Origin of the sequence: Roseateles chitinivorans (genome assembly GCF_050632145.1) — a bacterium.
GTDB classification, from domain to species: Bacteria; Pseudomonadota; Gammaproteobacteria; order Burkholderiales; family Burkholderiaceae_C; genus Roseateles; species Roseateles chitinivorans_B.
On the sequence record NZ_CP192577.1, the window covers coordinates 5,898,108 to 5,921,702 of the forward strand.

The following is a 23,595-nucleotide window of genomic DNA, read 5'->3' on the forward strand; positions in this document are numbered from 1 at the left end:
TGATCTTGCACCGGCCGACGATCAGGCCTTCAGCGATTCCAGCGTCGCCAGCGAGGCCAAGTACTGACCCAGATAGGCGGCGGCGCGGTCGCCCGACACCTTCGCCTGCTGCAGCGTCAGCGCGTGCGTCAGCGCCTCGTCGGACATGCCCGCGGCCATGTTGGTGATCAGCGCCAGGCCGGCGACGCGCAGGCCCGCGTGACGCGCCAGGATGGTCTCCGGCACGGTGCTCATGCCGACCGCGTCCGCGCCCCAGGCGGCGAACATGCGGATCTCCGCCGGCGTCTCGAAGTGCGGACCGACGGCCCACACGTACACGCCCTCGGTCAGCACCATGTTGTGCTCGCGGGCGATCTTGAAGCCTTGCTGGCGCAGCTCGGCGTCGTACGCGACGCTCATGTCGCAGAAGCGGTCGCTGCCCGGCAGGCCCGTCAGCGGCGAGCGCTGCGGCGCGTTGATGTGGTCCGAGATCAGCATCAGGCTGCCCGGGGGCTGGTGCGAGCGCAGGCTGCCCGACGCGTTCGTCAGCACCAGCACCTTCACGCCCCACGCCTTCAGGCTGCGGATCGCGCCGGCCATGCCGGTGCAGTCGCCGCTCTCGTAGGTGTGGGCGCGGCCGCGCAGCATCGCCACGCGTTGCTGGCCGACGCGGCCCACGGCGATCTCGGCCACGTGGCCTTCGACCTTCGGTTGCGGGAAGGCCGGCAACTGCGCGTACGGCAGGTGCTGCACGTCCTGCAGCTGGTCGACGGCGCCGGACCAGCCGGAACCGAGCACGACCGCGACTTCAGGGCCTTGTTCGCCGAAGGTCGACTTCAGCGTGGCGATGCTGGCGGTGATGGCGGCGTCGAGCTCGGCGCCTTGCAGGGGGATGGACATGTTCGTTCTCCTGTCGCGGCCACGGCGGCCGCGTCGATGTCGATGGGGATGTCGGCGCGGATGTCGACGTTCAGGGCTTGAGGTGATCCGGACCGAAGCTGGCGGGCAGCAGCTGCTCCAGGGTCCAGTGCGCGCGCACGCCGGAGGCGTCGCCCGCGATCACGATGAGTTCTTCAGGCCGCGCGAACTCGCGCAGCTTCTGGCGGCAGCCGCCGCAGGGGGTGATGATTTCCGAGCCGGCGCCGGTGACCATCACGGCGCGCGCCACGCGTCCGCCGCCCATGATCATGTGGCCCAGTGCGTTGGTCTCCGCGCACCAGCCTTGCGGGTAGGCGGCGTTCTCGATGTTGCAGCCAGCATGGATGCGGCCGTGCTCGTCGAGCACCGCGGCGCCGACGAAGTACTTCGAATACGGCGCATGCGAATGCTGGCGGGCGTCGAGCGCGGCCTTCAGCAGGCGCTCGATGACGTCGGCGGGCAGCGGGATCGCCGCGATCAGGGCTGGGTTCGCGCTCATGCTCAGCGCTCCTTCACGTAGGGCTTGCTCAGCGCCTTGGGCGCGATCGCCTGGCCGATGAAGCCGGCCAGCAGCACCACCGTCAGGATGTAGGGCAGCGCCTGGATGAGCTGCACCGGCACCTCGCCGATGCCCGGCAGCGACACGCCCTGCAGGCGGATCGCGACGGCGTCCAGGAAGCCGAACAGCAGGCAGGCGCACAGCGTGGGCACCGGCTTCCACTTGCCGAAGATCATCGCGGCCAGGGCGATGAAGCCGCGGCCCGCGGTCATGTTGGGCGAGAACGAGGCGTTCTGCGCCAGCGTCAGGTAGGCGCCGCCCAGGCCGCACAGGATGCCGTTGAGCGCCAGCGCGGTGTAGCGCAGCCGCGGCACGGACACGCCGGCCGCGTCGACCATCGCCGGGTTCTCACCGACGGCGCGCAGGCGCAGTCCGGGGCGCGTGCGTTCCAGGAAGAACCACACGACGACGACCAGCGCGAAGGCCAGGTAGACCAGCGCGTTGTGGCTCAGCAGCCCGTGGCCGATGACCGAGGCCATCCAGCTGCCGGGCGTGGGTTCGGCCCACTGCGGCAGCAGGCCGGTGATGCGTTGTTCGGCGGCGATCGGCGGCGTCTGGCCGCCCTGCGCGAACCAGGCGATGCCCAGCACGACCGTCAGGCCGGCGGCCACCATGTTCAGCGCGACACCGGAGACGACCTGGTCGCCGCGGTGCGTCACCGTCGCGAAGCCGTGGACCATCGACATCGCGATGGCCACGCCGATCGCGGCCAGCAGGCCGAGCGTCGTCGAGTGCGACACGCTGGCCACCGCCGCCGCGGCGAAGGCCGCGGACAGCATCTTGCCTTCCAGGCCGATGTCGACGACGCCGGAGCGCTCCGACAGCAGGCCGGCGAGCGCGGCGAACAGCAGCGGCGTGGTGACGCGCAGCGTCGACGCCAGCACGGAGCCGATCAGGACCTCATCCATGGGACTTCCCCTGCGCCGCGCGCTGCTTGCGTGCGAACGCGCCGTAGAGTTTCGCGAACATCGGCGCGCTCACCATCGCCATCGCGCCGGCGAACAGCACGATCAGGCCCTGCACGGTCACGACCATCTCGCGGCTGAAGCCGGGCACCTCGAACGAGACCTCGACGCCGCCCTGGTACAGCGTGCCGAACAGCAGCGAGGCCAGCACGATGCCGACCGGATGGTTGCGGCCCATCAGCGCCACCGCGATGCCGGTGAAACCCGCGCCGGCGACGAAGTCCAGCGTCAGCTTGCCCTGCACGCCGGCGATCTCGTTGACGCCGACCAGACCGGCCAATGCGCCCGAGAGGCCCATCGCGGCCAGCACCTGCCAGCGCGGCCTGATGCCGGCGTAATGGGCGGCGCTCGGGTTGGAGCCGACCGCGCGCAGCACGTAGCCGGCGCGGCTCTTCCACAGGAACCACCAGACGAAGACGCAGGCGGCGACGGCCAGCAGGATGGACAGGTTCAGCGGCGAGGACGGCCATTCGATGCCGAACTTCGCCAGCAGTTCATGGACGGCCGGCATGCGCGCCGAGTCGGCGAAGGCATCGCTCTCGACCGACATCGAGCCGTTCGGACGCAGCCAGTTCACGAGCAGGTAGCCGTTGAGGCTGGCCGCGAGGAAGTTGAACATGATGGTCGTGATGACCACGTGGCTGCCGCGCCAGGCCTGCAGATAGCCGGGCACCGCGGCCCAGACCATGCCGAACAGCGCTGCCGCGACGATCGCCAGCGGGATCATCACGAAGCCCGGCAGCGTCGAACCCAGCCACAGCGACACCAGCCCGACGCCGATGCCGCCGAGGGTCGCCTGCCCTTCCCCGCCGATGTTGAACAGGCCGCCGTGGAAGGCGACCGCCACCGCCAGGCCGGTGAAGATGAAGGTGGTCGTGTAGTACAGCGTGTAGCCGAGGCCGCGCGCGCTGCCGAGCGCGCCTTCGAGCAGCACCGTCAGCGCCTGCATCGGGCTCGCGCCGATCAGCAGCACCACGCCGCCGGCCACCGCCAGCGCGATCAGCAGGTTCCACAGCGGCAGGAGGACCAGGTCCATCCAGCGCGGCATCTGCAAGGCTTGGCTACTCATGGCGCTGTCGCCGCAGTGGCGGTCTTTTCATGATTCGGGGAAGCCGACATCAGCAGGCCCAGGTTCTTCTCGGTGCACTCGTCGATCGAGAGCTCGCCGGTGATGCGGCCCGCGTTCATGACGATCACGCGATCGGCCAGCGCCAGGATCTCGTCGAGCTCGCTGGACACGACCAGGATGGCGCAGCCGGCGTCGCGCAGGCGGCGCAGCTGGTTGTGGATGAATTCGATCGCGCCGATGTCGACGCCGCGCGTCGGCTGGCCGACCAGCAGCACCGCGGGGCTCTGGCCGATCTCGCGCGCCAGGATCAGCTTCTGCTGGTTGCCGCCGGAGAACTTCGACGAGCCCAGCTCCGCGTTGCGCGGGCGGACGTCGAAGCGCTCCATCATCTCCGCCGTCTGCGCGCGCAGGTGACGCTGGTTCATGCCCAGGCCCATCGGGCCGGCGCGGTAGGCGTCCTGCTCGTGGTATCCGAGCGCGGCCGTCTCCCACGCGGGGAAGTCCAGCACCATGCCGAGCGCGTGGCGGTCTTCGGGCACGTGCGCGAGCTTGAGCTCACGCGCCGTGCGCGGATCCATCCACGACGTGGGGCGGAAGTCGCGACCGGCGACGTGCAGCGTGCCGGCGGCCGGCGCGCGCATGCCCGCCAGCACTTCCAGCAGTTCGCTCTGGCCGTTGCCCGACACGCCGGCCACGCCGACGATCTCGCCCGGACGCAGGGCCAGCGTCGCGTTGCTCAGCAGGTGCACGCCCGAACCGGAGTCGCCGGCGACGGTGAGGCCTTCGGCCTTCAACACCGGCGCGTCCGAAGACGGCTTCGCGGCGCCGCCGTCGCGGCCCAGGTTGACCTTGCGGCCGACCATGCTCTCGGCCAGGTCCTCGGGACTGGTCTCTCCGATCGCACAGGTCTTGATCACGGCGCCCGCGCGCATCACGGTCACGGCGTCGCACAGCGCCATCACCTCGCGCAGCTTGTGCGTGATCAGCAGGATGGTCGTGCCGCGCTCGCGCAGGCGGCGCAGCACCTCGAACAGCTGGTCCGTCTCCTGCGGCGTCAGCACCGCGGTCGGCTCGTCCAGGATCAGGATCTTCGCGCCGCGGTACAGCGCCTTCAGGATCTCCAGCCGCTGCATCTCGCCGACCGGCAGGTCGGCGACGGTCGCGTCCAGGCGCACCGTCAGGCCGGTGTCGCGCATCAGCGCTTCCAGCTCCTGGCGCACCTGGCGCTTCGCGCGGGAGAGGAAGAAGGCCGGCTCCGCGCCCAGCATCACGTTGTCCAGCGCGGACAGCGTGTCCACCAGCATGAAGTGCTGATGCACCATGCCGATGCCCAGCGCGATGGCCTGCTGCGAGTTGGCGATGGTCACGCGCTGGCCGTCGACCTCGATGTGGCCCTCGTCGGCGTGGTAGTAGCCGTAGAGGATGGCCATCAGCGTGCTCTTGCCGGCGCCGTTCTCGCCGACCAGGCCGTGCACCGTGCCGCGCTCGACGGCCAGGCTCACCGACCGGTTGGCCTGGACCGCGCCGAAACGCTTGGAGATCTCGCACAGACGGACCGCGGGCGCGGCGGCGCCGCGTGGGGACTGTGTCATGTCAGGAACGCTCGCTCGCGAGGGGTCAGTTCTTGCAGGCGTTGTCCGCCATGTAGTCCGCGACCTTGATCTTGCCGGCGATGATGTCGGCCTTGTACGCATCCAGCTTCGTCTTGATCGCCGGGGCGATCAGCTTGGCGTTGTTCGCGTCGACGGCGTATTCGACGCCGCCTTCCTTCAGGCCCAGCACGCTGATGCCGGGCTTCCATTCCTTGAGCACGTTGTAGACGGCGACGTCCACGCGCTTGACCATGGAGCTCAGCATCGTGCCGGGCTGCAGGTGGTTCTGGTTGCTGTCGACGCCGATGGCCAGCTTGCCCGCGTCCTTGGCCGCCTGGTAGACGCCGACGCCGGTGCCGCCGGCCGCGGCGAAGACCACGTCCACGCCCTTGGCGAACTGGGCCTTGGCCAGCTCGCCGCCGCGGGTCGGATCGTTCCAGGCCGAGGCCGTCGTGCCGGTCATGTTCTTGAAGACTTCCGCCTTCGGGTTGGCCGCCTTGGCGCCCTGCTCATAGCCGCATTCGAACTTGCGGATCAGCGGGATGTCCATGCCGCCCACGAAGCCGACCTTGCCGGTCTTGCTGGTCAGCGCGGCCAGCGCACCGACGAGGAAGCTGCCTTCCTGCTCCTTGAAGAGCACCGACTGCACGTTGGGCTGGTTGACCTTCTCGTCGATGATGACGAACTTGGTCTTGGGGAAGTCCTTGGCGACCTGGTTCAGCGCCGAGGCCTGGGCGAAGCCGACCGAGATGATGGAGCTCGCGCCGCGCTCGGCCATGCGGCGGATCGCCTGCACGCGCTGGGTCTCGTTGCTGATCTCGAACTCGAGGTACTTGCCGCCGGTGTCCTTCTTCCACTGCTCGACGCCGCGGTACGCGGCCTCGTTGAACGACTTGTCGAACTTGCCGCCCATGTCGAAGATCACCGCCGGGGTGGTCTGCGCGGCCGCCGCGCCGGCCGTCAGGGCCAAGGCCAAGCCAGCCGCAAGGGGAGAGAACGACAGGAAGGACTTCATCATTTGCAGTCTCGATGCGAAGGGTGAGGAGCAGCCGAGCATTCTAAGAAGGCGCGAGTGTAAGCCACGTCAAGGTAAACGCTAAACGTTTGCGGGGTCGTCAAAACAGGAGGCGGCTCACTAGTCGTAGGCGTTGCGCCGGGCTGGGAATGCCGCTATCGACAAGCACTTCCCGTGCCCAGGTCGCCCCCACCCCGTTCGGCCAAGCGCGGGCTCTCCGCGACGCAGGGGGCATCGCTCCGCGAACCCCCAGCATCACTCCGGCCCCACTCCCATCCGCTGACTTCCCCTCGTTTGGGGCTCGCTGACTTCGACCCTTTCGAGGGAGTTTCTCGTTGGGCGAGTCGCAGTCCGCACTCGGGTTGACCGAAGCCTGACCTCGGTTCGGCGAGAGAAGTTGAGAATCACTATCATTTAGAATCTTTCGCTTCGCAAGCCCGCAGGCTCCTCCCGAGATCCCCACGACATGAGCGCCGTTCTCCAAGTCCCCACCCTCGCGCAGGCCGCCATCGGCCAGGCACACCGCGTCAAGGCGCTGCAGGCCCCGGCGCATGCGCCGGAATGGAAACAGATGCTGGAGGAACTGGGCTTCGTCGCCGGCGAGCACGTCGCCGTGCTGGCCCGCGCCATGCCCGGCGCCGATCCGCTCGTCGTGCGCATCGGCCAGTCGACCTTCGCGCTGCGTCGCGCGGAAGCGGAATGCGTGGAGCTCGAAAGCTCGGGCAAGACGGGAGCCACCCATGCGTGAGTCCGTCGTCCACATCCATCCGGCCGGGCCGCTGCTGGCGCTGGTCGGCAATCCGAACTGCGGCAAGACCGCCCTGTTCAACCGCCTGACCGGCAGCCGCCAGAAGGTCGCCAACTACGCCGGCGTGACGGTCGAGCGCAAGGAAGGCCGCCTGAAGACCGCCGCCGGCAAGCTGCTGCGCGTGCTGGACCTGCCGGGCACGTACTCGCTGTATCCGCGCTCGCCGGACGAGCGCGTGACCGTCGACGTGCTGGCCGGCCGCGCGCAGGGCGAGAAGCGCCCCGATCTGATCGTCTGCGTGCTGGACGCGACCAACCTGCGTCGCAACCTGCGGCTGTTCCTGTCGGTGCAGCGCCAGGGCCTGCCTTGCGTGGTCGCGCTGAACATGGCCGACCTGGCGCAACGTCGCGGCATCGTCGTCGACACCCAGAAGCTGAGCACGCTGCTCGGCGTGCCGGTGATCCGCACGGTGGCCACCGACGGCGAAGGCATCGACGACCTGCGCGCGGTGCTGGACGAGCCCGACCGCTGGCGCACCGAGTCCGTCACCGCCGAGGGCGAGGACACGGCGCGCATCAACCACATCCTGAAGGAACTGGGCCTCGACACGCTGCAGGGCGAGCTGCCCAGCGACAAGGTCGACCGCTTCGTGCTGCATCCGGTGCTGGGACCGATCCTGCTGGCGGTGCTGCTGTTCTTCCTGTTCCAGGCAGTGTTCGCCTGGGCCGAGGCGCCGATGGGCTGGATCGAGGCCGGCACCGCGTGGCTGGGCGAGCAGGCCGGCGCGCTGCTGCCCGAGGGCCATCTGCGCAGCCTGGTCGTGGACGGCCTGATCGCGGGCGTGGGCGGGGTGCTGGTGTTCCTGCCGCAGATCCTGATCCTGTTCTTCTTCATCCTGCTGCTGGAAGAGTCGGGCTACCTGCCGCGCGCGGCCTTCCTGCTGGACCGGCTGATGGGCTCGGTGGGCCTGTCGGGCCGCAGCTTCATCCCGCTGCTGTCGAGCTTCGCGTGCGCGATCCCCGGGATCATGGCGACGCGCTCGATCGCGAGCCCGCGAGATCGCCTCGTCACCATCCTGATCGCGCCGCTGATGACCTGCTCGGCGCGGCTGCCGGTGTACGCGCTGCTGATCGGTGCCTTCATCCCGCAGCGCGAGCTGTGGGGCGGCATCGAGCTGCAGGGGCTGGTGCTGTTCGTCCTCTACTTCGCCGGGATCATCGCGGCGATGGCGGTGGCGTGGCTGCTGAAGCGCTTCACGAATGCCGGCCGCCAGGTGCGTCCGCTGATGATGGAGCTGCCCAGCTACCACTGGCCGCATGCGCGCAACGTGGCGATCGGGCTGCTGCAGCGTGCGGAGATCTTCATCAAGCGCGTGGGCGGCATCATCCTGGCGCTGACGCTGCTGCTGTGGGTGCTGTCGACCTTCCCCGGCGCGCCCGAAGGCGCGACCGGACCGGCCATCGAGTACAGCTTCGCCGGTTACCTGGGCCGCGGCCTGGCGACGATCTTCGAGCCGATCGGCTTCAACTGGCAGATCAGCCTGGCGCTGGTGCCGGGCATGGCCGCCCGCGAGATCGCGGTCAGCGCGCTGGGCACGGTGTACTCGCTGTCGGCCACCGGCGACGAGGCCGCGCAGGCGCTGACGCCGCTGATCGCCTCGACCTGGGGCCTGCCGACGGCGTTCTCGCTGCTGGCCTGGTTCGTGTTCGCGCCTCAGTGCCTGTCGACGATCGCGGCGGTCAAGCGCGAGACCGGCGGCTACAAGATCCCGGCGATCATGCTGACCTACCTGTTCGTGCTCGCCTACGTGGCGTCCTGGCTGACCTTCCATGCGAGCCGCTGGCTGCTGACCTGATGCCGGACTGAGGTCGACCCGGACCGGTGTCGACATCGACACACCAGGGCGCCGATCGCATCGATCGGCGCCCTTTGCTTTGGCACGCTGTCGCGCCGGGTCGCGCAAAGCTATGCTCGCGCCCCATGATGAATCGCCCCACCCGTCACCCCCTTTCCGCGCTGGCCGTGGCCGCGCTGACCACCCTCGTCGCGCTGTCCGCCGGCACCGCCTTCGCCGCCGACGCGCCGAAGCCGACGCGCGCCGTCATCAAGCTGGAGCCGGAGCAGACCCTGGATGTCGACACCCGCTTCCAGCGCCTGGCCAACGACTACATCGAAGCGCTCTGGCGCCTGGACCCGGACGCCGCCATCGGCGCCGGCCGTTATGAATACGCCGCCGAGCTGCCCGCGCCCGACCGCGCGATGCGCGCCCGCTCGCTGGGCTTCACGAACGACTGGCTCAAGCGCTTCGAGGCCGTCGACGCGAAGACGCTGGGCGCAGCCTCGCGCACCGACCTCGGACAGCTGCTCAACAAGCTGCGCAGCGACCGCTTCCAGCTGACCGAGCTGCGCGAGTACGAGTGGAATCCATCCTTCCTCAACATCGCCGGCCCGATCGACTACATCCTGGCCACGGACTACGCGCCACTGCCGGTGCGCCTGAAGACGATCTCCGCGCGTCTGGCGCTGGTGCCGGCGTACTACCGCGCCGGCGCCGCGCTGCTGAAGCAGCCGACGCTGGAGCACACGCAGCTCGCGATCGACCAGGCGCCGGGCGTGCTGAGCGTGCTGGACGAAGTGGCGAAGGCCGCGCAGGGGCCGGATGCCGCGTCGCTGACCGACGCCGAGCGCAAGCAGCTCGCCGACCGCATCGCCGGCGCGAAGGCTGCCGTCGAGGGCTACCGCACGCAGCTCACGACACTCCTGGCCGACGGCAAGGCCAGCGGCAAGGCGCGCAGCTTCCGCCTGGGCAAGGCGCTGTACGAGCAGAAGTTCGGCTACGACATCCAGTCGGTGCATTCGGCCGAGCAGATGTACCAGCGCGCGCTGAAGGCGCGCGAGGCGCTGCTGACGCAGATGGCGCAGATCTCCGACCAGCTGTGGACGCAGACGATGGGCGACGCGCCCAAGCCGGAGGACCGTTTCGCCCGCATCGGCGCGGTGATCGGCAAGCTGAGCGAGCAGCACGTGAAGCGCGAGGACTTCGTGAAGGAGATCCGCGCGCAGATCCCGCAGCTGGAGCGCTGGATCACCGAGCACGACCTGCTGACGCAGGACGCGAGCAAGCCGCTGATCGTGCGCGAGACGCCGGTCTACCAGCGCGGCGTGGCCGGCGCCGGCATCGAGGCGCCCGGACCCTACCGGCCGCAGGACCGCACGTACTACAACGTGACGCCGCTGGACGACCTGACCGCGGAACAGGCGGAGAGCTCGCTGCGCGAGTACAACCGCTGGATCCTGCAGATCCTCAACATCCACGAGGCGGTGCCGGGCCACTACACGCAGCTGGTGCACGCGAACAAGTCGCCGTCGCTGGTGAAGACGCTGTTCGGCAACGGCGCGATGGTCGAAGGCTGGGCGGTCTACGGCGAGCGGATGATGCTGGAGTCCGGCTATGGCGGGAACGCGCCGGAGATGTGGCTGATGTGGGGCAAGTGGAATCTGCGCAGCGTCACCAACACGATCCTGGACTACAACGTGCACGTGCTGGGCATGACCGAGGCCCAGGCGCTGGACCTGCTGCAGCGCCAGGCCTTCCAGACCGAGCGCGAGGCGCGCGAGAAGTGGCGTCGGGTGCAGCTGACCTCGGTGCAGCTGACGAGCTACTTCAGCGGCTACAGCGACATCATGGAACTGCGCGATCAGCGCAAGCAGGCGCTGGGCAAGGACTTCCCGCTGAAGGCCTTCCATGAGCAGTTCCTGAGCTACGGCAACGCGCCGGTGTCGGTGATCTCGGAGCTGATGTCGCAACCGGTGGCAAAGGCGGCGCAATGAGCGAGGTCGCGGGCAACGGCGGTTCGGCCGAGGAGGTTCGCGTCCTCGAGGCCCGCGTCACGGAGCTGGAGATCAAGGCCAGCTTCGCCGAGGACCTCGTCGACCACCTGAACGCACAGGTCGCCAAGCAGCAGGAGCAGATCGACGCGCTGGTGCGCGAGGTCATGCAGCTGCGCCGGCAGGTGCCCGAAGGCCGAGGCGACGGCACCGGCGGGCTGCGGGACGAACTGCCGCCCCACTACTGAGCGGCCCGCGTTCACGATCGGCGACCGCTGCGCGCTCCCCATTTCCAGGGAGCGCGCCGCCCTGTGCCGACAGAAATGGACGAAAGTCAGGTGCGGCTTGACAGCGTTCGGCGCAGCATCGCCGGCAACGCGGCCCCGTTCCTGGGCGCGCCTGGGAGGTTTCCATGTTCGACCTGATCAAGCCCGGTCACATCCTGCGCTTCGGCACGGACCCGCACAGCATCGGCGCGCCGATGGCGGCGACCAACTCCACCACCAACGACAACCGGCTGGAGACGCTCTGGACCTCCGCGAACTCGGTGGGCGCCGTCGAGCTGATCTCCCATCCGTCGGGGCCGTTGCAGGCCATCGCCGACGACGCGGCCAAGGAACTGCGCGAGGGGTTCGACCTGTCGCGTTCGGTGAGCTACTCGCCGGTCGGCCACGCGGTCACGGCATCGGACCGCCGGCTCGGCAGCACGGCCTGCGATTACGTCGGCTACGCCGACGGCAAGAGCTATTACACCGAGACGGACCAGGCGGTGTTCAGCAAGGAATTCAGCGGCTGCCTGATGGTCGCGTACCGCCAGAACGGCGTGCGCCGGATCGCGCACGTGTCGGCCAGCCAGGTGCCGACGATGGACTGCAAGCAGGCCTTCCTCGACACGCTGCGGACCCACGACGCGACGCTGATCGGCTGGTTCCGGCCCTTCGTGCTGGCGGACTCGGAGCGCAAGGCCAAGGCCTTCCGCAAGATCAGCAAACATGCCGACGGCGACTTCGGCCGGACGACGACCTTCGGCGTGTTCACGGCGTCCGACCAGCACTACGCGATCGACGCGTTCCGCCCCAACCGCGGCGGCCCCAATGTCTGGGTGGTGATGGGCGTGTACCGGCCTCAGCTGTACACGACCTTCAACGTCCCCTGATCAGGACGCCGGCCGCGCCGGGATGTTCAACCCACGTTTGACCGCGTCGCGCGCCAGGAACGCCTCCAGCACGCGCTGCACGTTCTTGAACTCGCTGAAGCCGACCAGCTCGCCCGCGCCGTAGAAGCCGACCAGGTTGTTGACCCAGGGCCAGATGGCGATGTCGGCGATCGTGTACTCGTCGCCCATGATCCAGCCGCGGCCGGTCAGGCGCTGCTCGAGCACGCCCAGCAGGCGCTTGGATTCGTTGAGGTAGCGGTCGCGGGGACGCTTGTCCTCGTAGTCCTTGCCGGCGAATTTATGGAAGAAGCCGACCTGGCCGAACATCGGCCCGATGCCGCCCATCTGGAACATCACCCACTGCAGCGTCTCGTAGCGGCGTGCCGGGTCTTGCGGGATGAGCTTCCCGGTCTTCTCGGCGAGGTAGACCAGGATCGCGCCGGACTCGAACAGCGGCAGCGGCGCGCCGCCCGGGCCGTCGGGATCGATGATCGCGGGGATCTTGTTGTTCGGGTTCAGCGACAGGAACTCGGGCGTGAGCTGGTCGTCGGTCTGGAAGCTGACCAGGTGCGGCTCGTAGGCCAGGCCCAGTTCTTCCAGCGCGATCGACACCTTCACGCCGTTGGGCGTCGGCAGCGAGTAGAGCTGCAGGCGCTCGGGGTGCTGCGCGGGCCACTTCTTGGTGATGGGGAAGCTGGACAGGTCCGTCATGAAGGTTCCGTCGGAATGTTGTGAAGGCGCCGGTGAGGCGTGATTGACGGACCATTCTCTGCGGCCCCGGAGAGACCTTGCGGGCGACGGGTCAATGGATTCCGTGCACGGGGCGATCCGTGCACGGGACGCGTCGCGCTCAGCGCAGCGGCGCCACGAACCGGTCCCAGCGCGGCGCCCAGTGCCCGGTGATGTCCGCCGAGACGAGCACGCGATGCGCCTGCCCGATGATCAGCCGACGCGGCACAAGGCCGATGAAGCGCGAGTCCTCGCTGTTGTCGCGGTTGTCGCCCATCATGAAGAACTGGTCGGCCGGCACGGCGAGCGGACCGAAGTCGCGCCGCGCGCGCACCTCGGGCAGGAACTGCACGATGCGGCGCTGACCGCCCCAGGCCTCGACCTCGCGCACGCCGCGCACCGCGACGCCGGGCGCGAGCGCCTCGGCGACCTCCTCCACCGCCGCGTAGTCCGCCGGCTGGCCGTTGAGGATGAGCCGATCGCCGCGCAACTCGACGATGTCGCCCGGCACGGCGACGATGCGCTTGATCAGGCGCGTGCCGTCGCGCGGCGAACTGAAGGTGACGACATCACCCCGCATCGGCTCGCCGACACGGCGCAGCGAGAGGTCGGTCAGCGGCAGCTTCCAGTCGTAGGCGACGCGCTCGACGAACACGACGTCCCCTTCGAGGATGGTCGGTCGCATCGACCCGCTGGGCACCGGATTCCACTCCGCGATCGCGGTGCGGAAGAACAGGAAACCGGCCAGGAACAGCAGGAAACCGCGGTTCTCGCGGAACCAGGCGGCGAAGGGGATCTTCATGGGAACGCTCCAGGATCGAACGACGAGGCCCCAGTGTGTCGGGGCCCGGGCCGCCCGTGGGCAGCGTGCGGCGATTGGCGGGAATCCGCGCGTGAATGGCGGCAGGCGCGGCGATCGACTGTCATTCGCCCACAGCCCGCCCCCGCCCTGACGACAGCTTCGCGACAGCCTGACGTCCGTCCGGACGGTTCCCGACCTTCATAATTCCGCGCCATGCGCAAGCACCTCCTGCACTTGCTGCTCCCGCTGTTCATGCTGCTCTCGCAGCAGGGCGCGGTATGGCACGGCATCGGTCATCTGACCGGTGCGCGAGGGCATGCGTCCGCGGGAGCCGCCTTCGCGCACACGTCCACGGCGGCGACGGTGGCCAAGGCGGCCACGGCCCAGGACGGGCATGACGATGTCGCGCACGCCGATCCGGACGACCTGTCCGCCGACCCGCTGTGCGAGGTCTGCCTGGCCTTCGACGACCTCGCCGCCTCGGCCCGCGCCGAGGCGCCGGTGCTCGCGCTGGCCGAGGCCGTGCACGTCCAGGCGGCCGCCGCCGAGCGCGTCGCGCGCTCGATGCCCGCGCCGCCGCCGCGCAGCCGCGGCCCGCCGCTGGCGATCTGACCTCGACCTCCTGACCGCAGCGCCGTCCGCCCGCGCCCGAACGCTTCGCACGATCCCCACGATCCGCAGAAGCCGCTCGACGAACGGGCCTCGCCGGCCGGCCTGCGCTCGACCGAATTCAGATTGCCAGAGATCACCATGACCCATCCTCCCCTGCGCGTGCTCGCGCTGTCCCTGTCGCTCGCCTATCCGCTGCTGCACGCGTTGCCGGCGCGTGCCGATGACACCACCGCCTCCTCTGCGGCGGTCGCCACGACCAGCACCGTCGAAGCGCCCACCGCCGCCGGCGGCGCGGCCCTTCCCACCGTCCAGGTCCAGGGCGCGCGCAGCCGCCTCGACGCGGCGCGCAACGGCCTGTCGCCGGACACCGGCAGCACGATCTACAAGTTCGACAAGAACGACATCGCCCGCCTGCCGCAAGGCGACGACACCCCGCTGAACCAGGTGCTGCTGCAGACGCCGGGCGTCGTGCAGGACTCCTACGGCGGCCTGCACGTGCGCGGCGACCACGCCAACCTGCAGTACCGCATCAACGGCGTCGTCATCCCCGAGGCCATCAGCGGCTTCGGCCAGACGCTGGAGACGCGCTTCGCCGACAGCATCAGCCTGCTGACCGGCGCGCTCCCCGCGCAATACGGCTACCGGACCGCCGGCATCGTGGACATCACGACCCAGGGCGTCGGCGACGACGACAAGCCCTTCGCCGGCAGTGCCGGCATCACGCTGGGCACGCAGCGCTCGCGCGAGCTCGACCTGTCGGTGCACGGCACGCAGGGTCGGCTGAGCTACGAGTTCAGCGGTTCCTTCCTCGGCAACGACCTGGGCATCGAGAACCCGACCGCCTCGCGCGACGCGCTGCATGACCGCACGCACCAGGGCAAGGGCTTCGGCCTGGTGTCCTACCTGCTCGACGACGACAGCCGCATCACCGCGATGGCCGGCGTCACCGACAACCGCTTCCAGATCCCGAATTCGCCGGGCCAGTCGACCGCCTTCACGATCGCCGGTACGCCCGACAAGGATTCGAGCACGCTGGACGCGCACCAGCGCGAGCGCAACCGCTTCGCCGTCGTCAGCTACCAGAGCGTGATCGGCCGCGACATCGACTACCAGGTCTCGCTGTTCCACCGCTACACCGACGTCCACTACACGCCGGACACGACCGGCGACCTGCAGTACCTCGGCGTGGCCGCGAACATCCTGCGCCGCAACGAGGCCAACGGCGTGCAGGCCGACGCCAGCTGGCGACTCGACAGCGCACACACGATCCGCACCGGCCTCTTCGCGCAGCGCGAGCACGCCAGCACCGTCAACAACGCGCTGGTGTTCCCGGCCGACGACGACGGCAACCAGACCGGCGGCGTGCCGGTGAGCATCGCCGACAGCGGCCGCCTGAGCGGCCACCTGTGGGGCGCCTACCTGCAGGACGAGTGGAAGCTGGACCGCACGCTGACGCTGAACTACGGCGCACGTTACGACGAGGTCGACACCGTCACGAAGGAGCACCAGCTGAGCCCGCGCATCGGCCTCGTCTGGGACGCGGCGCCGACGGTGCGTCTGCACGCGGGCTACGCGCGCTACTTCACGCCGCCGCCGACCGAGAAGATCGACACCACCTCGGTCGCCGCCTTCGCCGGCACGACCAACGCGCTGCCGACGGACGCGGACACGGCGGTGCGCTCCGAGCGCTCGAACTACTACGACGCCGGGGCCGCCTGGCAGGTCACGCCCAAGCTGACGCTGGGCATCGACGGCTACTACCGCGCGGTGCAGCACCTGCAGGACGAGGGCCAGTTCGGCAACGCGCTGATCTACTCGGCCTTCAACTACGCGAAGGGCCGCATCTACGGCGTCGACCTGTCGGCGAGCTACAAGGAGAAGACCTGGTCGGCCTACGCCAACCTCGGCACCACGCACGCCCGCGCGCAGCAGGTCGAGACGGGCCAGTTCAACTTCGAGCAGGACGAGCTCGACTTCATCGCCAACCACTGGGTGCATCTGGACCACGAGCAGAAGCTGAGTGCGTCGGCCGGCGTCAACGTGCGGCTGGACGACGGCTATGCGGTCGGCGCCAGCGCGCTGTTCGGCAGCGGCCTGCGCAACGGCTTCGCCAACACGACGCACCTGCCCTCTTACACCAGCGTCAACGCGGACGTGAGCAAGAAGTTCGACCTCGGCGGCGGCGGTCCGGTGGAAGCGCGGCTGTCGGTGCTCAACCTCTTCGACAAGGGCTACCAGCTGCGTGACGGCTCGGGCATCGGCGTCGGCGCGCCGCAGTACGGCCAGCGCCGCACGGTCTACGTGAGCCTGACGAAGGAGTTCTGACCGGCGCAAGGAACGGCGGCCGTGGCGCCGCCTTCCGCAGCCGTGCGCCGTCCTGTCGCCTGTATCGGGCGAAGGTGGGGCGACGCACGGCGGCGAAGCCGGGGTCGAGGTAGGCTGTCCCGCATGAATGCCCTGCCCCCGGACCGCCCCGCCTCCGCCGAATCGAACGAGCCCGAAGGCAGCTCCGAGCCTGCCTCGGACGTCTGGGACCGTCGCTACGCCGCACAGCCGCTGAGCCAGGACGAGGCGTGGTTGAGCGGCTGGCAGCACCGCCTGCCCGGTGTGCGCCGCGCGCTGGACATCGGCTGCGGCGACGGCTGGGAGACCGCCGCGCTGCTGGAGCTGGGCGTCGAGGTCACCGGCATCGACATCTCCGCCGAGGCGCTCGCGCGCTGCCGGCAGCAGTCGCCGCGGGCGCGGCACGTGCTGGCCGACGTGCGCGCGATGCCGATGCTGCCCGACGCCGGCTTCGACCTGGCCGTGGCGCAGCTGTCGCTGCATTACTTCGACCATGACGACACGCAACGCGCGCTGTGCGAGATCGCCCGCGTGCTCGCCCCCGGCGGCCGGCTGATCGGCTGCGTCAACGCCGAGGACGACTGGCACTACGGCGCGCCGGACGACGCGTCGTCCTGGGCCCTCACGGTCGTCGACGGCGTCGCCAAGCAGTTCTTCACCCGAGAGAAGATCGAAGACGTGCTGGCCGCATGCTTCGACATCGAGCACCTCGACAAGCGCACGCTGAACCGCTACGGCAAGCCGAAATCGGTGTGGGAGTTCTTCTGCACGAAGAAGCCGGAGTGATCCCGCAGTCGACGCACGACCCGATGCCTCATCCGCAGGCATCGGTGTCACCGGGGTCTCCTAAAAATTTCGCTTGCAATTCATTCGCGCACTAATTAAAGTTCACCCCATGGCACGCACCAACACCCCCAAGCAGCAGAAGGCGATCGGCACCGCCGACGTCTGCCCGCCGCTGGAGATCGATCAACAGCTCTGCTTCGCGCTCTACTCGACGATGCTGGGCATGAACAAGGTCTACCGCGAGCTGCTGAAGGACCTGGCGCTGACCTATCCCCAGTACCTGGTGATGCTGGTGCTGTGGGAACGCGACGGACTGACGGTCGGTGAGATCGCCGAGCGCGTGTTCCTCGACTCCCCCACCGTGACCCCGCTGCTGAAGCGGCTGGAGGCCGCGGGCCTGATCAGCCGGGACCGCTCGCCGCAGGACGAGCGCCAGGTGCTGATCACGCTGACCGACGCCGGCCGCGCGCTGCGCAAGCGCTCGACGCACCTGCCGCAGTGCATCGTCGATGCGTCGGACTCGGATCTCTCCGAACTGATGGAGCTCCGCGATCGCCTCCTCGTGCTGCGCGAACGCATGGCCCGCAAGGCTGGCTGAGCGCCTCATCAACGAATTCGAACCACCTTCCCTTTCCTCGTCTCATTTACTTCGCACACTAAACATTAGCAAGCAACTAGATTAACGCCAACCCCTCTCCCACCACCAACCCTGCTTTCCCACACCACCCGAAGGAGCCCACCATGAATGCCATCGCCACCCTCGCCCGCCAATCGCGTCGTCAACTGCTGGTCCTGTCGACGCTGGCCGTCGCCGTCGCTGGCGCGGTCGCCACCCCGGCCTTCGCCGCAGAGACCAAGTCCTCGCCGGCGCCCGTCGTCAGCGCGCAGCCGTCGGGTTCCTTCATCACGACGAAGGACGGCGTGCAGCTGTACTACAAGGACTGGGGCCCGAAGAACGGCCAGCCCATCGTGTTCAGCCACGGCTGGCCGCTGAACTCGGACAGCTGGGAATCGCAGATGATCTTCCTGGCCGACCAGGGCTACCGCGTGATCGCCCATGACCGTCGCGGCCATGGCCGCTCCAGCCAGCCGTGGGACGGCAACGACATGGACCATTACGCCGACGACCTGTCCACCGTCATCGAGACGCTGAACCTGAAGAACGCCGTGCTGGTCGGCTTCTCCACCGGCGGCGGCGAAGTCGCCCGCTACATCGGGCGCCACGGCACCTCGCGCGTCGCCAAGGCGGTGCTGATCTCGGCCGTCCCGCCGATCATGGTCAAGTCCGACAAGAACCCCGGCGGCCTGCCGATCGCGGTCTTCGACGGCATCCGCAAGGCGCAGCTCGACAACCGTTCGCAGCTCTACAAGGACATCCCCGCCGGTCCGTTCTACGGCTTCAACCGTCCCGGCGCCAAGGTCTCGCAAGGCCTGATCGACAACTGGTGGTTCCAGGGCATGCAAGGCGGCCACAAGAACACCTACGACTCGATCAAGGCGTTCTCCGAGACCGACTTCACCGAGGACCTGAAGAAGTTCGACAAGCCCACGCTGATCATCCACGGCGATGATGACCAGATCGTGCCGATCGACGCCGCGGGCCGCGCCTCGGCCAAGCTGATCAAGGGCTCCGTGCTGAAGGTCTATGCCGGCGCGCCGCACGGCCTGACCGACACCCACAAGGACCGGGTGAACGCGGACCTGCTGGCCTTCATCCGCCAGTAACTTCCTGCAACGCCAGGGGTCCGACCGCCGCAGTGGAGGGTCGGACCCCTGGGACGCAAGACCCGTCCCCCACCTTCGGGGGAAGTCAGACGCGGGGTACCGCTACCCGCACGGTTTGGTACGCTCGGTGATCTTTCCGATGGCCGGCGCCTCGACGCGCCGGCGCGTGGACCCCGCCGATGCCGATCCCCCTCCCGCCTTCCTTGTCGCTGCCTCATGTCCGTGTGTTCGAACTCCAGGCCAGCGATGAGGACCTGCTCCAACGGTTCTACGAACGGAATCCGCTGTACTTCGAGCAGGTGACCGGCGCCCCGCCCCGATCCGACGAAGCCCGCGAGGAAATCCGCGACCTGCCGCCCGAGGGTTGGAGCTTCAGCGCCAAGCGGCTGCTGGGCTACGTCGACGATTCCGGCGAACTGGTCGCGATGGCCTCGCTGGTCTCGGACCTGATGGCCCCGCGGGTCTGGCTGGTCGGACTGTTCATCGTCGCGACCTCGCTGCACGGCACCCAGGCCGCCCGTGAGATCTATGCGGAACTGGAGCGCTGGATGCAGGGCAACGGCGCGCGGTGGATCCGGCTGGGCGTCGTCGTCGGCAACCCGCGCGCGGAGCGCTTCTGGGAGCGCCAGGGCTTCACCGAGGTGCGGCGCCGCGACGGCCTCACGATGGGCCAGCGTGTCAACGAACTGCGCGTGATGATCAAGCCGCTGGACGGCGGCGCGATCGACGATTACCTGATCATGGTCCCGCGCGATCGTCCCGGCGAGCCCTGACGGGATCCCCCGCCAACGGGGGCCGACGCAATGCACAAGCGGCCCTCGCGGGCCCCTTGTCATGGTGGGTGGTGCGGGGCGGCAGACCGTGACCGGCCCCGCGCCCCAGCTTCACGGCCGCCGGCTCACTCGCCCAGGTAGGCCGCGCGCACCTTCGGATCGTTCAGCAGCGTCCTGCCGTCGCCCTGCATCGTGATCGCGCCCGACTCCATCACGTAGCCGCGGTTGGCCAGCTCCAGCGCACGGCTGGCGTTCTGCTCGACCAGCAGCACCGTCACGCCCTGCTGGTGGATGTCGTTCACGACCTCGAAGATCTTGTCGACCATGATCGGCGACAGGCCCATCGACGGCTCGTCCAGCAGCAGCAGCTTGGGCTTGGCCATCAGCGCGCGGCCCATGGCCAGCATCTGCTGCTCGCCGCCGGACATCGTCCCGGCGAGCTGCGCGCGACGCTCCTTGAGCCGCGGGAACAGCGCGAAGACCTTCTCGATGTCGGCCTCGATCTCCTTGTCCTTGCGGATGAACGCGCCCATCTGCAGGTTCTCGGTGATCGTCATGCGCGTGAACGTGCCGCGACCTTCCGGCACCATCACCAGGCCCTGCTTGGCCAGGTCCCAGGCGCCCTGCCCCTTGATGGAGCGGCCCATGAACTTGACGTCGCCGACGTTGAGCGGCTGCAGTCCGGTGATGGCCTTGAGCGTCGTGGTCTTGCCCGCGCCGTTGGCGCCGATCAGCGAGACGAGCTCGCCCTGGCGCACGTCGAAGTCCACGCCCTTGACCGCCTGGATCCCGCCGTACGCGACCTTGAGGCCCTCGACCTGGAGGAGGATGTTGTCTGCCATCTTTTCGATTTCCATGGGTCGGGATCAGGGGGCCGCGTGGGCCGCTTCAGCCGCGTGGGCGCCGAGGTAGGCCTCGATCACCTTCGGGTTGCGCTGCACTTCCGCCGGCGTGCCGGAGGCGATGAGCTTGCCGTAGTCCAGCACCGACACGTGGTCGCACAGGCCCATCACCAGCTTCACGTCATGCTCGATCAGCAGGATGGTGCGGCCGTCGTTGCGGATGCGGTCGATCAGCTCGCGCAGCACGACCTTCTCGGTCGCGTTCATGCCGGCCGCCGGCTCGTCCAGCGCGATCAGCTTCGGATCGGTGGCCAGTGCGCGGGCGATCTCCAGGCGACGCTGATCGCCGTAGGACAGCGTGCGCGCCTTGAAGTCGGCGTGCCGGCCGATGCCGACGTACTCGAGCAGTTCGCGGGCGCGGGCGGTGATCTCGGCCTCTTCCTTCTTGAAGCCCGGCGTGCGCAGCACCGCGCCGATCAGGCCCGAATGCGTGCGCACATGGCGCCCGACCATCACGTTCTCCAGCGCCGTCATGTCGGCGAACAGCCGGATGTTCTGGAAGGTCCGCGCGATGCCGGTCTTGGCGACCTGGTGCACCGCCTGCGGCTTGTAGGCCTGGCCGCCCAGCTCGAAGCTGCCGCCGTCGGGCACGTACAGCCCGGTGATCACATTGAAGAAGGTCGTCTTGCCGGCGCCGTTGGGACCGATCAGGCCGTAGACCTGGCCCTTCTTGATCTCGATGCCCACATCCGACAGCGCCTGCAGACCGCCGAAGCGCTTGGAGGCGCCGGCCACTTTCAGTACGGTTTCAGTCATTGGTTCTTGCTCCTGGCGCGGCTCAGGCGTTGATGGCGTTGCCGGCATTGGCGGGCGGCTGCGCCCCCGGCGGCAGGGGCCGGGACTTGCCATGTTCCGGCGAGGGCCACAGGCCGCGCGGACGCATCAACATGATCACGATCATGGCCAGCGCCACCAGCAGCTGACGCAGGATGGACGCATCCAGGCGGCCGTCGGTCATCTGCTGCAGCGGGCCGGCGACGTAGCGCAGCACTTCCGGCAGCGCGGCCAGCAGCAGCGCACCCAGGATCACGCCCGGGATGTGGCCGATGCCGCCCAGCACCACCATGGCGACGATCATGATCGACTCCTGCAGGCTGAACGATTCCGGCGAGACGAAGCCCTGGAACGCGCCGAACATCGAGCCCGCCACGCCGCCGAAGGTCGCGCCCATGCCGAAGGCCAGCAGCTTCATGTTGCGGGTGTTGATGCCCATGGCCTTGGCGGCGATCTCGTCCTCGCGGATGGCCATCCAGGCGCGGCCGATGCGGGAGTTCTCCAGCCGGTAGCAGACCAGCACCGAGCCGACCACCAGCGCCAGGAACAGGTAGTAGTACATCGACACCGAGTTGATGGTGAAGCCCAGGATGTCGTGGTTCTGGCTGAACTCGAAGCCCAGGAAGTGCACGCCGTCGATCTGGCCGATGCCGCGCGGGCCGTTGGTGATGTTCAGCGGATATTCCATGTTGTTCAGGAACACCCGGATGATCTCGCCGAAGCCCAGCGTCACGATGGCCAGGTAGTCGCCGCGCAGCTTCAGCGTCGGCGCGCCCAGCAGCACGCCGAACAGGCCGGCCAGCAGCGCCGCCAGCGCGATCGCCAGCAGCAGCGGCAGGTGCAGCCCGTTGGGGAAGGCCGCGGCGATGTGCTCGAAGTTCTCCGACAGGTGCGGGCTGTTGAGCAGCGCGAACAGATAGGCCCCCACCGCGTAGAACGCGACGTAGCCCAGGTCCAGCAGGCCGGCGTAGCCGACCACGATGTTCAGGCCCAGGGCCAGCAGCACGTACAGCAGCGCCAGGTCGATGATGCGGACCGGGCCGTTGCCGAACTGCTGCGTGAACAGCGGCAGCACCAGCAGCAGCACGCCGGCGATCAGGAAGGTGATCAGCTTGGAGGATTTGGTCTGGAACATGTGTGGCTCCTCAGGCGCGGTCGGCGACGCGTTCGCCCAGCAGGCCGGACGGCCGCAGGGTCAGCACCAGGATCAGCGCGATGAAGGCGAAGATGTCGGAGTAGTGGCTGCCCAGCACGCCGCCGGTCCAGTCGCCGAGGTAGCCGGCGCCGATGGCCTCGATCAGGCCCAGCAGCACCCCGCCGACCATCGCGCCGGCCAGGTTGCCGATGCCGCCCACCACCGCGGCCGTGAAGGCCTTCAGGCCCGGCAGCACGCCCATCGTGTGCTGCGCGGTGCCGTAGTTGGCGGCCCACATCAGGCCGGCGACCGCGGCCAGCGCGGCGCCGATGATGAAGGTCAGCGAGATCACCGCATCGGGCTTCACGCCCATCAGCGAGGCCACGCGCGGGTTCTCGGCGGTAGCGCGCATCGCGCGGCCCATCTTGGTGTGATTCACCAGGAACAGCAGGCCGCCCAGGATCACGACCGTGGTCACCAGGATCACGATCTGCGTCACCGTGATCACGGCGCCGCCGATGTGGATCGGGTCAGCCGGCAGCAGCTGCGGGAAGGGCTTGGGGTTCGGCTTCCAGATGATCATGGCCAGCGTCTGCAGCAGCAGCGACATGCCCATGGCGGTGATCAGCGGCGCCAGTCTGGGCGCGCTGCGCAGCGGCCGGTAGGCGATCTTCTCGATCGTGTAGTTGAGCAGCGTGCAGACCACGACCGCGCACACCAGCGCGGCCAGCATCAGCACCCAGCCGGGCAGGCCCAGCGACGCCAGCGCCGTGACCACGGTCCAGCTGACGAGCGCCCCCACCATCAGCACGTCGCCGTGGGCGAAGTTGATGAGGTTGATGATGCCGTAGACCATCGTGTAACCCAGTGCGACGAGGGCATACATGCTCCCCAGCACCAGGCCGTTGATGATCTGCTGAAAAAGTATCTCCATAAGGCCCCAGCATGTAGTTGGACGCGGCTCGCACCGCGTGACGGCGCTTCGGGGTGCAACCCCGTGCCAAGCGCCGCGTTTCAAGGGTATTCACCGACAAGGCCACATCCGTGCGCACGAGTCGACGTTGTGTTCAGAGTCTCGGCGACGCAACGAGGTGCGGAAATCCGCACAAACCGCCTAGCCAGCCGGGCGATTCCTCGCCAGTCACAAAAAAGCCGCCGCGCCGGGTGCAAGGCGTGCGCCAAGTT

At 68.7% G+C, this 23,595-nt stretch carries 23 protein-coding genes; 11 read left to right on the plus strand and 12 right to left on the minus strand.

Annotated features, from left to right (window positions below):
• Nucleotides 1-21: 21 nt before the first annotated feature.
• The 6 genes from ACQ86G_RS27000 to ACQ86G_RS27025 form a co-directional block, all read right to left on the minus strand.
• Nucleotides 22-879: a purine-nucleoside phosphorylase gene (locus ACQ86G_RS27000; protein WP_431047263.1), complete on the minus strand. Its 858-nt coding sequence runs from the start codon at nt 877-879 to the stop codon at nt 22-24.
• 70 nt (nt 880-949) lie between these two features.
• Entirely contained in the window at nt 950-1,396 is a 447-nt protein-coding gene (locus ACQ86G_RS27005) for a cytidine deaminase (RefSeq protein ID WP_431258157.1), read from the minus strand.
• Between the two features lie 2 nt (nt 1,397-1,398).
• Entirely contained in the window at nt 1,399-2,364 is a 966-nt protein-coding gene (locus ACQ86G_RS27010; protein ID WP_431258158.1) for an ABC transporter permease, read from the minus strand.
• Nucleotides 2,357-3,490 (minus strand): ABC transporter permease, encoded by a 1,134-nt coding sequence (locus tag ACQ86G_RS27015; protein WP_431258159.1) that lies wholly within the window; start codon nt 3,488-3,490, stop codon nt 2,357-2,359. Before ACQ86G_RS27015 ends, ACQ86G_RS27010 begins: the two co-directional genes overlap by 8 nt.
• Entirely contained in the window at nt 3,487-5,082 is a 1,596-nt protein-coding gene (locus tag ACQ86G_RS27020) for an ABC transporter ATP-binding protein (protein WP_431258160.1), read from the minus strand. Before ACQ86G_RS27020 ends, ACQ86G_RS27015 begins: the two co-directional genes overlap by 4 nt.
• Before the next feature lie 25 nt (nt 5,083-5,107).
• Entirely contained in the window at nt 5,108-6,097 is a 990-nt protein-coding gene (locus tag ACQ86G_RS27025) for a BMP family lipoprotein (protein WP_431261508.1), read from the minus strand.
• 466 nt (nt 6,098-6,563) lie between these two features.
• On the opposite strand from ACQ86G_RS27025, the gene ACQ86G_RS27030 reads away from it, so the two are divergent.
• The 5 genes from ACQ86G_RS27030 (at nt 6,564) to ACQ86G_RS27050 (ending at nt 11,829) form a co-directional block, all read left to right on the plus strand.
• Nucleotides 6,564-6,845, plus strand: coding sequence for a FeoA family protein (locus tag ACQ86G_RS27030; RefSeq protein ID WP_431258161.1), 282 nt, complete (start codon nt 6,564-6,566; stop codon nt 6,843-6,845).
• Nucleotides 6,838-8,700 (plus strand): ferrous iron transporter B, encoded by a 1,863-nt coding sequence (gene feoB / locus ACQ86G_RS27035; RefSeq protein WP_431258162.1) that lies wholly within the window; start codon nt 6,838-6,840, stop codon nt 8,698-8,700. The genes ACQ86G_RS27030 and feoB overlap by 8 nt, the downstream gene beginning before the upstream one ends.
• Before the next feature lie 125 nt (nt 8,701-8,825).
• Nucleotides 8,826-10,676 carry a DUF885 domain-containing protein gene (locus tag ACQ86G_RS27040; protein ID WP_431258163.1) on the plus strand — a complete coding sequence of 617 codons (1,851 nt, stop codon included), beginning with the start codon at nt 8,826-8,828 and terminating at the stop codon, nt 10,674-10,676.
• On the plus strand, nt 10,673-10,921 hold the full coding sequence (locus ACQ86G_RS27045) for a SlyX family protein (protein WP_431258164.1): 249 nt from the start codon (nt 10,673-10,675) through the stop codon (nt 10,919-10,921). The genes ACQ86G_RS27040 and ACQ86G_RS27045 overlap by 4 nt, the downstream gene beginning before the upstream one ends.
• Before the next feature lie 164 nt (nt 10,922-11,085).
• Nucleotides 11,086-11,829, plus strand: coding sequence for a hypothetical protein (locus tag ACQ86G_RS27050; protein WP_431258165.1), 744 nt, complete (start codon nt 11,086-11,088; stop codon nt 11,827-11,829).
• On the opposite strand, the gene ACQ86G_RS27055 is transcribed toward ACQ86G_RS27050, so the two are convergent.
• Nucleotides 11,830-12,540, minus strand: coding sequence for a glutathione S-transferase N-terminal domain-containing protein (locus tag ACQ86G_RS27055; protein WP_431258166.1), 711 nt, complete (start codon nt 12,538-12,540; stop codon nt 11,830-11,832).
• Between the two features lie 139 nt (nt 12,541-12,679).
• Nucleotides 12,680-13,360, minus strand: a complete 681-nt coding sequence (lepB, locus tag ACQ86G_RS27060) for a signal peptidase I (RefSeq protein WP_431258167.1) — start codon at nt 13,358-13,360, stop codon at nt 12,680-12,682.
• A 213-nt stretch (nt 13,361-13,573) separates the two neighbouring features.
• On the opposite strand from lepB, the gene ACQ86G_RS27065 reads away from it, so the two are divergent.
• From ACQ86G_RS27065 to ACQ86G_RS27090, 6 genes are all read left to right on the plus strand, one after another.
• Nucleotides 13,574-13,972: a DUF2946 family protein gene (locus ACQ86G_RS27065; RefSeq protein WP_431258168.1), complete on the plus strand. Its 399-nt coding sequence runs from the start codon at nt 13,574-13,576 to the stop codon at nt 13,970-13,972.
• 138 nt (nt 13,973-14,110) lie between these two features.
• Nucleotides 14,111-16,297: a TonB-dependent receptor gene (locus tag ACQ86G_RS27070; protein WP_431258169.1), complete on the plus strand. Its 2,187-nt coding sequence runs from the start codon at nt 14,111-14,113 to the stop codon at nt 16,295-16,297.
• Nucleotides 16,298-16,420: 123 nt separating this feature from the next.
• A complete protein-coding gene (locus tag ACQ86G_RS27075) occupies nt 16,421-17,101 on the plus strand; it encodes a methyltransferase domain-containing protein (protein ID WP_431258170.1) in 681 nt (226 codons plus the stop codon).
• 109 nt (nt 17,102-17,210) lie between these two features.
• On the plus strand, nt 17,211-17,699 hold the full coding sequence (locus ACQ86G_RS27080) for a MarR family winged helix-turn-helix transcriptional regulator (RefSeq protein ID WP_431258171.1): 489 nt from the start codon (nt 17,211-17,213) through the stop codon (nt 17,697-17,699).
• Nucleotides 17,700-17,842: 143 nt separating this feature from the next.
• Nucleotides 17,843-18,826 (plus strand): alpha/beta fold hydrolase, encoded by a 984-nt coding sequence (locus ACQ86G_RS27085; RefSeq protein ID WP_431258172.1) that lies wholly within the window; start codon nt 17,843-17,845, stop codon nt 18,824-18,826.
• A gap of 179 nt (nt 18,827-19,005) precedes the next feature.
• The gene (locus ACQ86G_RS27090; protein WP_431258173.1) at nt 19,006-19,599 is read left to right on the plus strand and encodes a GNAT family N-acetyltransferase; all 594 of its coding nucleotides are present in this window, start codon (nt 19,006-19,008) and stop codon (nt 19,597-19,599) included.
• A 125-nt stretch (nt 19,600-19,724) separates the two neighbouring features.
• Here ACQ86G_RS27090 and ACQ86G_RS27095 read toward each other — a convergent pair whose 3' ends face one another.
• From ACQ86G_RS27095 to ACQ86G_RS27110, 4 genes are read right to left on the minus strand one after another with little or no spacing between them, the layout of a single operon-like run.
• Nucleotides 19,725-20,441 (minus strand): ABC transporter ATP-binding protein, encoded by a 717-nt coding sequence (locus tag ACQ86G_RS27095; RefSeq protein WP_431258174.1) that lies wholly within the window; start codon nt 20,439-20,441, stop codon nt 19,725-19,727.
• A 24-nt stretch (nt 20,442-20,465) separates the two neighbouring features.
• The gene (locus tag ACQ86G_RS27100; protein WP_431258175.1) at nt 20,466-21,257 is read right to left on the minus strand and encodes an ABC transporter ATP-binding protein; all 792 of its coding nucleotides are present in this window, start codon (nt 21,255-21,257) and stop codon (nt 20,466-20,468) included.
• Nucleotides 21,258-21,279: 22 nt separating this feature from the next.
• On the minus strand, nt 21,280-22,410 hold the full coding sequence (locus ACQ86G_RS27105; protein WP_431258176.1) for an ABC transporter permease subunit: 1,131 nt from the start codon (nt 22,408-22,410) through the stop codon (nt 21,280-21,282).
• 10 nt (nt 22,411-22,420) lie between these two features.
• Nucleotides 22,421-23,344 carry a branched-chain amino acid ABC transporter permease gene (locus ACQ86G_RS27110; protein WP_431258177.1) on the minus strand — a complete coding sequence of 308 codons (924 nt, stop codon included), beginning with the start codon at nt 23,342-23,344 and terminating at the stop codon, nt 22,421-22,423.
• Nucleotides 23,345-23,595: the final 251 nt, after the last annotated feature.

Coding starts and splice junctions, on each gene's coding strand:
- ACQ86G_RS27000 (WP_431047263.1), bottom strand. CDS start 879: ATGTCCATCCCCCTGCAAGGCGCCGAGCTCGACGCCGCCATCACCGCC.
- ACQ86G_RS27005 (WP_431258157.1), bottom strand. CDS start 1,396: ATGAGCGCGAACCCAGCCCTGATCGCGGCGATCCCGCTGCCCGCCGAC.
- ACQ86G_RS27010 (WP_431258158.1), bottom strand. CDS start 2,364: ATGGATGAGGTCCTGATCGGCTCCGTGCTGGCGTCGACGCTGCGCGTC.
- ACQ86G_RS27015 (WP_431258159.1), bottom strand. CDS start 3,490: ATGAGTAGCCAAGCCTTGCAGATGCCGCGCTGGATGGACCTGGTCCTC.
- ACQ86G_RS27020 (WP_431258160.1), bottom strand. CDS start 5,082: ATGACACAGTCCCCACGCGGCGCCGCCGCGCCCGCGGTCCGTCTGTGC.
- ACQ86G_RS27025 (WP_431261508.1), bottom strand. CDS start 6,097: ATGAAGTCCTTCCTGTCGTTCTCTCCCCTTGCGGCTGGCTTGGCCTTG.
- ACQ86G_RS27030 (WP_431258161.1), top strand. CDS start 6,564: ATGAGCGCCGTTCTCCAAGTCCCCACCCTCGCGCAGGCCGCCATCGGC.
- feoB (WP_431258162.1), top strand. CDS start 6,838: ATGCGTGAGTCCGTCGTCCACATCCATCCGGCCGGGCCGCTGCTGGCG.
- ACQ86G_RS27040 (WP_431258163.1), top strand. CDS start 8,826: ATGATGAATCGCCCCACCCGTCACCCCCTTTCCGCGCTGGCCGTGGCC.
- ACQ86G_RS27045 (WP_431258164.1), top strand. CDS start 10,673: ATGAGCGAGGTCGCGGGCAACGGCGGTTCGGCCGAGGAGGTTCGCGTC.
- ACQ86G_RS27050 (WP_431258165.1), top strand. CDS start 11,086: ATGTTCGACCTGATCAAGCCCGGTCACATCCTGCGCTTCGGCACGGAC.
- ACQ86G_RS27055 (WP_431258166.1), bottom strand. CDS start 12,540: ATGACGGACCTGTCCAGCTTCCCCATCACCAAGAAGTGGCCCGCGCAG.
- lepB (WP_431258167.1), bottom strand. CDS start 13,360: ATGAAGATCCCCTTCGCCGCCTGGTTCCGCGAGAACCGCGGTTTCCTG.
- ACQ86G_RS27065 (WP_431258168.1), top strand. CDS start 13,574: ATGCGCAAGCACCTCCTGCACTTGCTGCTCCCGCTGTTCATGCTGCTC.
- ACQ86G_RS27070 (WP_431258169.1), top strand. CDS start 14,111: ATGACCCATCCTCCCCTGCGCGTGCTCGCGCTGTCCCTGTCGCTCGCC.
- ACQ86G_RS27075 (WP_431258170.1), top strand. CDS start 16,421: ATGAATGCCCTGCCCCCGGACCGCCCCGCCTCCGCCGAATCGAACGAG.
- ACQ86G_RS27080 (WP_431258171.1), top strand. CDS start 17,211: ATGGCACGCACCAACACCCCCAAGCAGCAGAAGGCGATCGGCACCGCC.
- ACQ86G_RS27085 (WP_431258172.1), top strand. CDS start 17,843: ATGAATGCCATCGCCACCCTCGCCCGCCAATCGCGTCGTCAACTGCTG.
- ACQ86G_RS27090 (WP_431258173.1), top strand. CDS start 19,006: ATGCCGATCCCCCTCCCGCCTTCCTTGTCGCTGCCTCATGTCCGTGTG.
- ACQ86G_RS27095 (WP_431258174.1), bottom strand. CDS start 20,441: ATGGCAGACAACATCCTCCTCCAGGTCGAGGGCCTCAAGGTCGCGTAC.
- ACQ86G_RS27100 (WP_431258175.1), bottom strand. CDS start 21,257: ATGACTGAAACCGTACTGAAAGTGGCCGGCGCCTCCAAGCGCTTCGGC.
- ACQ86G_RS27105 (WP_431258176.1), bottom strand. CDS start 22,410: ATGTTCCAGACCAAATCCTCCAAGCTGATCACCTTCCTGATCGCCGGC.
- ACQ86G_RS27110 (WP_431258177.1), bottom strand. CDS start 23,344: ATGGAGATACTTTTTCAGCAGATCATCAACGGCCTGGTGCTGGGGAGC.